This window comes from Bacillus cereus group sp. TH152-1LC (genome assembly GCF_027710505.1).
Lineage (GTDB): Bacteria > Bacillota > Bacilli > Bacillales > Bacillaceae_G > Bacillus_A > Bacillus_A mobilis.
On record NZ_JAQFNK010000001.1, the window covers coordinates 141,394 to 154,638 of the forward strand.

The window sequence follows — 13,245 nt, forward strand, 5'->3', positions numbered from 1 at the left end:
AAAAAAGAGCGAATCATCGCTCTTAATGTGTATATTTTTGTACTACCCAACCAGTATTACCTTTGCTGTCTTTTACTTCAATCCACTTATACCCATCTTTCTCTACAGGTTCGCCGACAATTGTTAGTTTTTCGCCGTTAGAAGTAACTTTAACGACAGGAGTTTTCAAACCAGGTTTGCTACGTAAATTCAAACGATTTGTAGTTTGAGTTGTTTTATGTTCCTTCGGTTTTTGTTGTTCTTTTGGTTTTTCAACTTCTTTATTTTTAATAGGCTTGTTAGGTTCAACAGGCTTATTAGGTGGTGTTATTGGAGTTGATGGCGTTACAGGATTATTCGGTTGAATATTTGTTTGATTATTCGGTTGTTGCGTATTTGGTTGTTGAATATTCGGTTGTTGAATATTCGATTGATTATTCGGTTGAATAGTTGCTAATTCATTAGCCCTCATACTTTCAACAGTAGAACCAAGTTCATTGACATGTTTTACAACGTCATCAATTCTTTTATTTAGTGGAGATACATCAACATCTACACTAATAGCCTCAATTGACTTTCTTAAATTATCAACTTCCTTTGGAAGGGCTGAAACACTTTTAAGTTGTTGTAACATAAACAAGGCAGAAATGAGAGCGGCAGCAGAAGCGAGTAATCCTAAAAAGACTGCTAAAATCATTTTTTTACTTTTCAATAATATCACCTCTCAATTATGGAATATTCGCTAAAACTGGCAATTCCTTTTAAAAGAAAAATTTTCTTTTTACTTAATCCTTTTTGAAATTATACGTTACTTAAAACTGAAGGGAGGTAGTTGGCATCTGTAAAAGGGGATATAGTTCACGGTAATATCTCTATAAGATGCTATTCGATAAATTTATGACTAATAGACCTATTGGGGACACTTTGACAGTTAAGGTTGTAAAAATCATTGGTGCTGGCGCTATCGTAGAATTCGATAGAAAAGATAGCGCGTTCTTACATATTTCTGAAATTAGTAATAAGTATGTAAAACAAGTAGGAGATGTATTGAAAATAGGACAAGAGATACAAGTTACACTCATCGACAAAAAAGATGGAAAGACATTTGTATCTATGAAAAATACTGTCCAAAAAGAAGACAAAAAAGTTTCTTTTGAAGAAAGAATTCAAAGTTTCTTAAAAGAAAGCACTGAAAATCTTCGTCAAATCCAAAAACAACAGGACAAAAAAAGAGGAATCTACAAAAAAAGACCTACTAAAAACAATAATTAATAAAAAAAGAAGCTATTATTTTATAATGGCTTCTTCTTCTTTGCTTCCTTTAATTGCTTTGTAAAATAAATTTTTTTCTAAGAATACATATACAAGGAATATTATGAAAACTACGGGTAGAGCGTAAATTATAAACTTTGGTGCCCATATATATACAATCTCTAAGATACTTAACCAAAATAAGATTTTCATCGTCATAATTACAAAAATGCCATGAACTTTTCCCTTTTTTAAAAGACGGATGCCAACCAGCTTCATGTAATTCGTCATAAACATAAATACTGCTAATACTGCCATAAGGATTATCGCTATCATTCTTTGTCCACCTCAATTGTGCTTCGTTTTTAATAATTATTATAGCTCTTTTCTAAAATCCCTTTTGAATATACATAAAAAGGTTTTTTCGCTTTTTTTTATAAAATTTCATGTAGAAATACAGAAACTTATAATGATTCGGAGGAAGCGCAAATGGACGTAATGAATGGATATATCCCTTATGTTATTGAGCAGGGTAGAGGGGGAGAACGCTCCTATGATTTATACTCTCGTTTATTGAAAGATAGAATAATTATTTTAGGAACAGCAATTGATGATGCAGTAGCTAATAGTATTGTAGGTCAATTATTGTTTTTAGCATCTGAAGACCCTGAAAAAGATATAAAAATGTACATTAATAGCCCTGGCGGTTCTGTTACTGCTGGTATGGCAATTTACGACACAATGAACCTAATTAAACCAGATGTTCAAACAATCGGTATGGGTATGTGTGCATCAATGGGTGCATTCTTGTTATCTTCTGGTGCAAAAGGGAAACGTTTTGTACTTCCAAATAGTGAAGTTATGATTCACCAACCATTAGGCGGCGCACAAGGTCAAGCAACAGAAATCGAAATCGCTGCAAATCGAATCATCAAAATGAAGAAAAAATTAACAGAAGTATTAGCTCAAAATAGTGGTCAACCATTTGAAAAGGTGGCAAATGATTGCGAGAGAGACTATTACTTAGATGGTATCGAAGCAGTTGAATATGGTTTAGTAGATAAAGTAATTGGTCATAAGTAATTAAAAACAATGAATACGATAATGAAAACGGATTTTCTTCTTTGAAGAGAGTCCGTTTTTTCATTTTAATTTATATCATTGAGAGGGGGAGAATTGATTCATCACTTAGCCTATCGAGGAATTAATCCTATTTTCGCCTAAAGTCACCACTTGGAGAAAAACAAACGATGTCCCTTGGTTAGATTCTGAATTTAAAAATGTTATTAAAACAAAATAAATAGCAAAGCAGGGCAAATTCAGAATTTTAAATGCTATAATTAAAACACTGAAACGGGAACAACATGCACTTTGAATAGAATATATATCTAATCTAGTGAATGAAAGGAGCGAAAAAGAAATGACAACAAAGAAAAATCCATCTGTAACTAAAAAGGATGGAAAAAACAAAAAAGTATTCGTACCTAAAAGAAGAAGAAATCAATCAATAAAAGATTACCTTTATAGACGAAATAAAGGTTGTTGCACATATTGCCAAGATAAATTCGAATTAGATAAACTTTGCGTGGTTACTAAGGACCATACGTGGGATGGCTATATAGAACCTTTACATAACAAAGTAATTGCTTGTAAAAAATGTGCTAATAAAAAAAAGTACATGAACCACAGAGAATTTTTCAAGTTTTTATACAATGAAAGAATGAAGTTAAGAGATGAAATAACATTGAATTATTCTACGTACGCAAAAAAAGTATTTCATCGCTATCAATATAAATGTATTTATTGCGAATTTGAATTTGGATTTACACCAAAAAGAAGAAGAAAGCAATTAACATTAGACCATAAAAGGTCATTACTGCATCATGGAGATAACGATGAGAGAAATCTAGCTTCGGCTTGTAAAATGCACAATAAAGAGAAAAAATCCATGTCTCCTAAACAGTATTTCGAGTTTTTAGAACGTCATGGAAGAAAATTAATTCTAAGGAACAAAGTAACAACATAAATGGACCAAATTCATAATTTCACATAAAAAGCTAGGCACACAAAAGAGTTTTGTTGTGTCTTTTTTGACGTTTAAAAGGGGATATCCTCGGAAAGTGGAATTGTGGATAGGGGTGAAATAATGCAAATGTTTACAATTAAAGTGTATAGCGAAGATGAAGCATTATTAAAGTATCTTGGTTATGAAGGAACAAAAATCAATGAGGATGAATTTGAATTCACTTCGGCAGATAGGGTTGTAGATGTTATGACTAGATATATGTTTTTTGAAATCAAACAAGAGGCTTTGAAAAAGCTTTTTCCTTCAACCGAAGATGATAATAGTGAAATAGAGTCTTTTCTTATGTTTATTCCTCATGAATATGAGGAAATGTGGCGTAAAAGAATCCGTGAAATAGTTGATGAATATATTAATTCGGAAGAAATCAAAGAATTTTACATTGATGGATTTATGATGTTTCGTATGAATGATATCAAAAACAAATATTTGAAATATTTAACAGAAGAGTATGAATGTTTTTCAGATGCAACAGAACCTACAGAAACATTAGAATCTCTAATAGATTTTATGGATGCTCAACCATTTAAAGCGGAAGAAATTATCATTGAAACACAAGAAAATGGAGATATTATGATTAAAGAAGATGACATTTGTTTATTTTTAGAAACAGAGAATGAACAAGAAAATATAGTGGTTCAAAGTATCTATGCTTCTCCAAGAAAACTAAAAGTAATAGATGAACACGATATTTTGAGAAAAGAGTTAGTTATTGTTTTAAAACAAATATTTGGACATAACCTTATTTTTGAGAGAAATAAGAAAACGAACTAAAGAGGAAGGGGAGACCTTCCTTTTTAGTTCGTTTTTTAAAATCCGGGAGCTTCTTTGATTCCAGGGACGATTTTAGCTTTTTCTCTGTCTTGATATTTCCAATAGTATCCATTTTTCGAAACTTTAGAATTGAAACGGGTAAAGGTTATTTCTGTATTGCCTTCTAATCCTTCGAAGAAAGACTTAATAGCGGCAGGAGTAAACGTACTGCAAGAAATGGAGTGTGTACACGGGATTTCCACGTCTGAAAATTCAGGATTCTCTGTTCCAATTATTAAGTGGGTACCATTAAAATTAAATCGCAGTTTACTTACCTTAGCATTCGGAAAACCTTTTAAGGCTTCTTTTACCTCTGTTGCATCGACAAAGAAAGAATGTTTTTCGTTATCGATTACTTCTAATGTGCGAGGTTCTGGGAATTTGATATCCGCTGAATAATTCATAGCGAAGATGGTATCTTCTTCTCGAATTAAGAATCTTTTATCTGTTAAAAAATGTTGTAAGCTTTTCGGCTTTTTAACTGTTTTAACAAAGGTATCTATTGCTTCTTGTGGTACAGCAATACCATCATGACCATATCTATCTACAATCCCAAAGTTTTCGTGATAAAAATAAGCTGAGAAAAACAAAGGGTCAAATACCATAAAGTTGATATCTGTGATTTTCGCATATTTAGAATAAATTCTATCTGAATTTTGAAATGTATTATTAGCTTCATACCAAGATTTTATTATTGCTGCTTGATTGTTGAATTCCTGGAATGGATATTGGCGTACTTCTAAAAATGATTTGTCCGGGGTAGGTGAAGCTACCACTTCTTCTGATTTTTTCTTTTCTACGGAATATAAAATATAAGGATTGTCCTTCTTTTTCATATTCTGTTTAATTTCGAAAACTAATTCTCTGTTACCACCATCAAGCCATTTATCGATTCGAGCAGGGTCTATTTCAATTGCGAACGCTTTAGTTTCCTCTGTTAAAGAAACATAATCAAAGACTTCTAAGCCTACACCCCTTGTAAAAATAAACAGTTCTTTGCCTTTTCCAACTAAAAACGTTTTACCATCTTTTTTAGGTAATGCTCTCTTAGATATCGCAAGAGCATTCTTAAATGTTGTTTTCATAATTTTGAATTGAATCATATTTTTTCCCACCTTTCAAAAAGAGGGGAGAAATTATCTCCCCATTTTAACCAAGTTCTTTTTAGAAAAGATAATATTGTACATCTTCGATTTTTTCTAAACAATTAAAATCTCGTAGTTTATCCATTACAGATGGTTTAATTCCTCTTACTTTCATATCTTCAGTAGATTTGAAGGGTTCTTTTTGGAATTCTTCGTGAATAAGTTCTGCTGCATTTAAACCTAAGCCCTCAATCCCTACGAATGGAGGAATTAACACACCATCTTTGATTATGTATTTGCTTGCATGGGAGTTTTCAATTGAAACTGGTCCAAATTCTACACCACGAACTTTTGCTTCAAGAACAAGCTTCATTGCACCCATAGTACGTTTCATTCGGTTAGCTTTATTTGGTTCTTTATTATTTAAAACTTTAATCTCTGCATCGTACTCTTTAATCTTTGCTTTTAATTCTTTTGGTTCTAAGTTAAGTTCTCTAATATTTTCATCATTATAGCGAACAGAAAGTACAGCAGCATAAAACTCTTTTGGATGGAAGACTTTAAAATTAGCAATACGCATAGCTGATAGTACATAAGCTGCTGCGTGTGCCTTCGGGAACATATACTTTATCTTTTTACAAGATTCTAAGTACCACACTGGAACCTCGTATTCTATCATTGCAGATTCCATATCCGCAGTTAAACCTTTACCTTTACGTACTGATTCCATAATTGTAAATGATAAAGAAGGGTCTAATCTCTTTTGCATAAGATAAACCATGATGTTATCCCTTGTATCAATTACTGATTTTAAGGTACATACACCCTGGTCAATTAGGTCCTTGGCATTGCCTAGCCATACGTCTGTACCATGAGAAAGACCAGAAATTTTTACTAATTCTGCAAATGTTGTTGGTTTTGTATCCAATATCATTTGTTGAACAAATTCTGTACCGAACTCTGGAACACCTAACGTACCTGTTTCAGCAACAATGTCATTCATAGAAATACCTAATGCTTCTTCTGGTGCAGTAAATAGTTTTAACGCCATTTCATTATTAGGAGCAACAGTTTTAGGGTCAATACCTGTTAAGTCCTGCAACATACGAATGATAGTAGGGTCATCATGACCAAGAATATCTAATTTTAAAATGTTGTCATGGATAGAGTGGAAATCAAAATGACTTGTTCGAACTCCCTTAGAAGAATCTTCTGCTGGATATTGTACAGGAGTAAAATCTTCAGGTTCCATATAATCAGGAACAACAAGGATACCACCTGGATGCTGCCCAGAAGTGTTTTTTGCCCCTTCAATTCCCATTTTCAATCTATTTATGCGAAGAGGACTCCAGTTATGTTCGTTTTCTTCTCCATAAGATGCTACGTAACCATAGGCTTTTTTATCTGCAACAGTACCAATTGTTCCTGCACGGAATACATATTTCTCACCGAATAATTCTTCTACGTATTTATGAGAAGTAGTTTGATATTCTCCAGAAAAATTTAAATCTATATCCGGTACCTTATCTCCTTTGAAACCTAAGAATGTTTCGAAAGGAATATCCTGACCATCACGAATTAAACCTTCTTGTCCTGTAAGAGGGCAAGTATCTGGAATATGATTTTTCATAACCTCAATTGCTTGTTCCTCTGACATATGTAATGATTCAGCAATCTTTTCTATTACATGTTTACGACAACTTTCTGAGTATTTATTTTCATCAAGAAGTTCGCCGAAATATAATGGTAAGTCATAACCAGAAGCTATATCTTCATGGTCAAAGAAAACGTGCCATTTACTTGTTTTTGATACATAGTGGGGCTTCAATGGATTAACCTCTGTAATTCCTGTCATTGTTGCAACGAAAGAAGAACCTACAGAACCACGAGAACCTACCAGGTATCCATTATCATTTGAATTTTTAACTAGTTTTTGAGAAATAAGATAAATAACTCCGAAACCATGACCAATAATACTATCCAATTCTTTATCCAAACGTGCTTTTACATACTCCGGTAATGGATTGCCATAAAGAGATTGTGCCGTTTCCGTAGCAAGATTACGTAATTCTTCATTTGCACCGTCAATCTTAGGTGGATAAAGTTTATCTGGAACAGGAGACATTGCTTCGCATTGTTCTGCTACCCAATTAGAATTTGTCACTACCACTTCATATTGCGCTTCTGGACTTAACCAAGGGAAAGAATCCATCATTTCTTGTGTGTTACGGAGGTGTCTTCCTACTTGTTCAACGCCTTTTCTACCTTTACGGCGATTGATGGATAATTTGCTATCTTCATGATACTGGAGAACATTATGAAATAATGTATCGTTCTCAGTATTATTTAAATAGTGAACATGACCTGTTGCAATAATCGGCTTTTCTAATTTTTTACCGATTGCATAGATTTTTTTCCAAGCTGTCTCAATTTCTTCCTTGCTAGAAATAGAATTAGCAGCAACAAGATGTTGTGCAATATCTGATGGTTGAATTTCTAGAAAATCATAGAATTTAGCCTCTTCCATCGCTTGTTCAATAGGCTTATTAACAACTAATTCGAATAATGGACCGTCATGCGAACCGCTACCAATTAAAATTCCTTCACGGTGTTCGTTTAACATTGTTTTTGTTACGCGAGGAATACGGTGTAAATATTTTTGATGGCTCAAAGAAAGAATTTTATATAGATTCTTTTTACCAATTTCATTAGTAGCAATGATAGTAATTTCTTTAGCAAATGCACGTTTAAATACATCATCACCAAGAAGTTTATTAAGTTCAGAAATACTTGTATATCCCATCGCTTGTAATTCATAAATCATTTCAGTAAAGATATGACCTGTAACTTCAGCATCCTGGTCCGCTCTGTGGTGTTTATCTAAAGTAAGTTCAAGGATACGCTGGTTCAAATGGGTAATCTTATCTTTCAATGAGGCTTGCAATGATTTCGCTTGGTGGTAATCAAATTCGCTAATTTCATTCTTAGGTTTTTTGGCTTTTTGGTCCTTTTCGTAATCCTTAATAAGCTTTTCTGGAGCTTTTAATTCAGCCTTTAACTCTTTTACAGATGCTTCAATACGTTTTAAATAACGTTTTGCTACAACATTTAATCGATTAGATTTAGAATCTGGTTCTAGAGAACGTCCAATTTCTAATGTATCAATAATGGTCTTTTCAGGGAAAGTTAACCCCAATTTTTTATAAGATTCCACAATAAAATCTCTATCGAACGTAGCATTGTGAGCAATTAAAATAGCATCTTCAATAAAGGAATCAAATCTACGGATTGCTTCCTCTAAAGTAATTCCGTTATCTACTTGTTCTTGTGTGATTCCCGTTAATTCTGTTGTAAAAGTAGAAATTGGTTTATCTGTTTGTACAAAAGCTTGATAACGTTCTAATACTTTTCCATTCTGGATTTTCGTTGCACCAATTTCAATGATGCTGTCATTAACTGCTGATAAACCTGTTGTTTCAACGTCAAAACTGACATAAACAGGTTCCAATAGAGGCATATATAGTTCTTCTCCGTACACAACTTTATTATCTTCACTAGCTAAAGTAGCTGTTGTACCGAAAATCATTTGGACTCCATTCTTTTTGGCTGCCGAGTATGCCGACGGATATCCTTGAACACTATGTATATCTGTTACAGCTCCATATTTATGTCCAAGAGCTGATAAACGAGCAAAATAATCATCATAAGATGTAGCGCTTCTCATCTTACTCATTTGTAAAAACGATTGTAGTTCTACACGAGGTAATTCTGCTGGGTCTTTCTCTATTTTAGGTGGGTCTACTTTTACTACTGCGTTTACTTCAAGTGCCCAATCCCAACCAGTATATTGGTTCTTAATAAGTTCGCCTTGCATCGCAACATAGGCTCCTGATTTTAGGGATATACCATCAGGATATTTTTCTGCATTTAAAAATGCTTGGAATTTAACCTCATCATTTCCGTCAAAAATTTCGCCCTTAAAACGAATTTTACCGGTTCTCGTTGTTCCAATATCAACTAAATAGGCTTGTCCATAAATGGTAGCAGGGTCAAAAATGTTTTGTTCTGCTTGTTCTAATAGTTGTTTAATGGAAGAGGATGGTGTTGTGATTTTACCGAAGATAGTTTCCATCTCATTACTCTCCTTTTGTTTAAATAAAAAGACATTCTCCTTCTGATATGCTTTTCTTTAAGATTAATAACATATTAACACAGTACAGGTGAAAAATTATGGATTTCCCCTAAAGTATTTTCTGGATTTTGTGTTTTTCATTTTTTAAATAGATATAATAAATTCAGAATTTGAAAAGGAGGTGTCCACCTTGGCGAAAGCAACTAAAAAAGCCAAAATCACCTATATGTGTAATGATTGTGGTTGGGAGCATCCGAAATGGCAAGGACAATGTGTAAGTTGTGAGGCATGGAATACCCTTGTGGAGTTCAAGGAAAAGCCACTTGCTAACTTAAGCATCTCTTCATCTGTTATGGCGGGTGGAGGAATCCGAAAACCAACAAGTATGACAGAAGTAAACGAAAATGATTATCCGGGAATCATCTCAGGAATAAATGAATTAGACCGTGTTCTTGGGGGCAAAATCGTGAACGGCTCCGTTACATTAATTGCCGCTGAACCCGGAACAGGGAAATCGACCTTGCTGACCCAAGCAGCTGGTAAAATAGCAGAAAACGTAGGGAATTCCTTATATTGTTCTGGTGAGGAAAATGAAATACAAATTAAAGATAGAGCGAAGCGTTTAGGATTAAATAGTGACAGACTCTATTTGTACAATACCGAAGATTTAGTGGAAATACTTACTGCTATCGAGGATTTAAAGCCAGCATTTGTAGTAGTAGACTCTATTCAGCATTTAAGAAACCCAGAGATTGAAGGCGCACAAGGAAGTACCAAGCAAATTGAATCTTGCGCTAAAATACTTGTTAATGTGGCAAAACGGACGGGAACGGCTATTTTTATTGTGGGGCATGTTACAAAAGACGATTCCATTGCAGGACCTCGTAAATTAGAACACGTTGTAGATATAGTTCTTTATCTCGAAGGAGACCCTACAACGGATTTACGCTTGCTCCGCGCTCAAAAGAATCGTATGGGTTCAACAAAAGAAATAGGCGTATTTAAAATGGAGCAAGAAGGAATGGTGGAGATTTCTAATCCATCCGAATACCTTATTGCAAATAGAAGTTCCGATGATTCAGGCTCTACAATAGTCTGCACAAGCGGAAAAAGACCTATGTTAATCGAAGTACAAGCTCTTGTATCCGGAACCTCTTACGAAAATGCAATTCCTAGACGTACAAGCCGAGGATTTGAGAAAGATAGGTTTAATATTCTTATTGCAGTTCTGGAGAAGAAATGCGGAATTCCTTTGGGAATAAAGGATGTTTACCTTAACATAGTCGGTGGATTAAAGTTAAACGAACCGGGAACAGACCTGGGCGTGGCTATGGCTATCGCCTCCTCTGAAAGAGATGTAGTAATTAACCCTCTAACATGTGTTATTGGAGAGATTGGTTTAAATGGTGAGGTTCGTCCTGTGAGAGACATTGAAATGCTAGTGAAGGAAGCCGAGAAAAATGGTTTCAAGGACTTCATATTGCCAGAGCAAAACTTTGAACGAGCAGAAAAAATTGCTAAAAAGATTCAATTGATTCCTGTTAAAAAAGTTTCACAAGCTATTACACTAGTATTAGGAGCAAAGCCGAAAAAGAAGCAGTAATCGACATGTTTCATTTAAAAATGTTTCATGTGAAACATTTTTTGACGAAATTTCTGCGGTAATGCTAGTTATACGGAATAGAATTATAGCAAGAAACAATGTCTTCATCTTTTAAACAAGTTTTTAAAAGAATAATAGAAGTTTTGTTATTAAATGAAACTAATAAACAATTATTTTCAAACACCTTTCTTTTCTCGACATATTCCGCGCGAAAAATGTTTCATGTGAAACATTTTTGTCGAAACATCTGCAATGTTGCTAGGTATGAGAAATAGAATCGCTTTAAGATATGCTATCTTATTACTTTTCATCGAATTCCCAAAACACAATGGAATAAATTTCCATTGTGTTTCACAAGACCTTCTCCAAATGAGAAGTGCTAGTTGAAGGAAGATGTTACAAAAGAATTGATTAAATAATTATGTAGAAACAAACTTCTTATTTCCGATATGTTTCACACGGGAAATTGTTTCATATAGACCATGAAGAAATATCCAGAATTTCGCCCAAAACATACATAATTCATATATAATATACACTGTGTATATACACATTATATATCAATTACACACTTATTATATACTCGTTACATACTTGTTATATGTTTTTTACATACATAAGGAGATGATTATTAAAATGGCTATTCGTATTGTTACTAAGTTTGAGGATGTTAAAATTCCACGTCGTTCTACAGAATATAGCGCTGGATATGACGTGTTTTCAAATAAAAATATAGAAATTCTTTCTGGGCAAGAAGCTCGTATCACATTACCTGCTGGAATTGACTTTAATCCGGATGAAAATCGTGCATTTATCTTCCTGCGTAGCAGCATTGGAATGAAAAAGAATTTACGATTAGTAAATGCTAATGATATTGTTCCTTTTTTAGAACTTGAACAAGATATTCCTAACAAACAACAAGTTATCACACTTCGAAATGTAGGAGAAGAAGACTTCACAATCGAAGAGGGGATGCACTTCCTACAATTTGTAATTGTAGACAAAGAAGAATCCTACTTACCATTTGTTCCAGAACAAGTAGGGGACCTACAAGGTGCAATCCCAACTGCTCTATCTATTAAAGAAGTCCGTAACGGCGTTCAATTAGTTCTTGGGGAACCTATTTTTATCGAAAAAGGGAAACGTGTGATGTTGGCTTCGGGATGGAAATTTAAGATTGCCTCGGATTCATTCTTAGGTGGATTTGTTCCAGAAGGGGAGCTTCGATTTGCATATTCAAATGGGACGCCGATAATTGATTCAGATTATATTTTAGCTGAGAATGAGGGACATTGTTTCTTTAGTTTTGATAACGTTACTGAAGAGGATATAACTTTAGAGATAGGAACTCCTCTTGTAGAGTTGGTAAGTATCCCATACTACAAGGCAGAAAATGAAATTGTGCCAACAGAAAAACGTACAGGTGGTATTGGAAGTACCACAAAGCCGAAAGAGGACCGCTAATTTAGCGGTCTTTTTTATTGCGCATAAAATCTTAAACGAAAAAGAACTATAATCACTTTTAACAAATATAGGTAATAACATGTTAGAATATTAAAAATTGGAATAACTAGTACCTATTCCAAAAGGAGAGTATTATACGCATGGCTACAAATATAACGAAAGAAAAAACAATTAAAGGTATGGACAGAGAAAACAAAGAAAGTTTGTTAGTCATTAGTAATCGAAAGGACAACAAAGCTGTAATATTAACTTTTAAAGATTGTAAAGAAAAGAAAAACAATCGAATGTTTTTGAGTTTATCCCAAAACTCCACATGTGAAGTAATTAGAGAATTAGAATTCTATATGCAACTATGGGGGAAACCGATAGAAAAAGAACAGCAAGCTTATTGGGAAGAAATTAGCGTGTTTTCAAAAGGCATAGAACGTACAATGGGTTTAAGACCAAAAGGAGATGGAATCGAGTTAGATTTAATTTGCTACACTGATAAGATTTATGATGACAATTGGATTGGACTAACACCTACTAAAGCAGCAACACTTTTAAGTTTGCTATATGGATATGTAAAGAGTTGGATTATTGGTGGGGACAGAATATGTCCAAGCTGTGAGGAAGAGTCTCTAGTAGAAAAGGGACTAACAAAATGGAGATGTTTAAATCCAATGTGTAAAGAAGAATATGAATCTAGTTTCTTAGATGATGGTGTAGAACTTGATTAACTATATAATTATTCTACATGTAGAGTAATTTACAGGTTCAAGTAATCGATGTAAAATTTATGTAATTGCTATGTGCCATCTTTCAATTTCACAAAAACAAAAATCAAAGGAGATGT

10 protein-coding genes and 1 pseudogene are annotated in these 13,245 nt (G+C 33.8%); 7 read left to right on the forward strand and 4 right to left on the reverse strand.

Annotation, left to right across the window (positions count from 1 at the left end):
- Positions 1-22 precede the first annotated feature (22 nt).
- On the reverse strand, positions 23-691 hold the full coding sequence (locus PDL00_RS00740) for an SH3 domain-containing protein (RefSeq protein WP_098517608.1): 669 nt from the start codon (positions 689-691) through the stop codon (positions 23-25).
- A 212-nt stretch (positions 692-903) separates the two neighbouring features.
- Between PDL00_RS00740 and PDL00_RS00745 the strand changes: the two genes are divergently transcribed.
- The gene (locus PDL00_RS00745; RefSeq protein ID WP_176543824.1) at positions 904-1,251 is read left to right on the forward strand and encodes a S1 RNA-binding domain-containing protein; all 348 of its coding nucleotides are present in this window, start codon (positions 904-906) and stop codon (positions 1,249-1,251) included.
- Positions 1,252-1,266: 15 nt separating this feature from the next.
- Here the strand turns inward: PDL00_RS00745 and PDL00_RS00750 are convergent, their stop codons facing one another.
- Entirely contained in the window at positions 1,267-1,566 is a 300-nt protein-coding gene (locus tag PDL00_RS00750; protein ID WP_098007088.1) for a hypothetical protein, read from the reverse strand.
- 153 nt (positions 1,567-1,719) lie between these two features.
- Between PDL00_RS00750 and clpP the strand changes: the two genes are divergently transcribed.
- The 3 genes from clpP (at position 1,720) to PDL00_RS00765 (ending at position 4,087) form a co-directional block, all read left to right on the forward strand.
- On the forward strand, positions 1,720-2,313 hold the full coding sequence (gene clpP, locus PDL00_RS00755; RefSeq protein WP_170953126.1) for an ATP-dependent Clp endopeptidase proteolytic subunit ClpP: 594 nt from the start codon (positions 1,720-1,722) through the stop codon (positions 2,311-2,313).
- 337 nt (positions 2,314-2,650) lie between these two features.
- Complete coding sequence (locus PDL00_RS00760) at positions 2,651-3,256, forward strand: HNH endonuclease (RefSeq protein WP_270725419.1); 606 nt, start codon at positions 2,651-2,653, stop codon at positions 3,254-3,256.
- A gap of 120 nt (positions 3,257-3,376) precedes the next feature.
- The gene (locus PDL00_RS00765; protein ID WP_098517606.1) at positions 3,377-4,087 is read left to right on the forward strand and encodes a hypothetical protein; all 711 of its coding nucleotides are present in this window, start codon (positions 3,377-3,379) and stop codon (positions 4,085-4,087) included.
- Positions 4,088-4,122: 35 nt separating this feature from the next.
- On the opposite strand, the gene PDL00_RS00770 is transcribed toward PDL00_RS00765, so the two are convergent.
- On the reverse strand, positions 4,123-5,229 hold the full coding sequence (locus PDL00_RS00770) for a hypothetical protein (RefSeq protein ID WP_270725423.1): 1,107 nt from the start codon (positions 5,227-5,229) through the stop codon (positions 4,123-4,125).
- A gap of 61 nt (positions 5,230-5,290) precedes the next feature.
- Positions 5,291-8,935, reverse strand: a pseudogene (locus tag PDL00_RS00775) (exonuclease domain-containing protein); the annotation flags it as partial.
- A 598-nt stretch (positions 8,936-9,533) separates the two neighbouring features.
- Between PDL00_RS00775 and radA the strand changes: the two are divergent.
- The 3 genes from radA to PDL00_RS00790 all read left to right on the forward strand — a co-directional run bounded on the left by radA (position 9,534) and on the right by PDL00_RS00790 (position 13,129).
- On the forward strand, positions 9,534-10,946 hold the full coding sequence (radA, locus tag PDL00_RS00780) for a DNA repair protein RadA (protein WP_270725427.1): 1,413 nt from the start codon (positions 9,534-9,536) through the stop codon (positions 10,944-10,946).
- 636 nt (positions 10,947-11,582) lie between these two features.
- Entirely contained in the window at positions 11,583-12,410 is an 828-nt protein-coding gene (locus PDL00_RS00785; protein WP_270725429.1) for a hypothetical protein, read from the forward strand.
- A 140-nt stretch (positions 12,411-12,550) separates the two neighbouring features.
- A complete protein-coding gene (locus tag PDL00_RS00790; protein WP_270725431.1) occupies positions 12,551-13,129 on the forward strand; it encodes a hypothetical protein in 579 nt (192 codons plus the stop codon).
- The last annotated feature ends 116 nt before the right edge of the window (positions 13,130-13,245 follow it).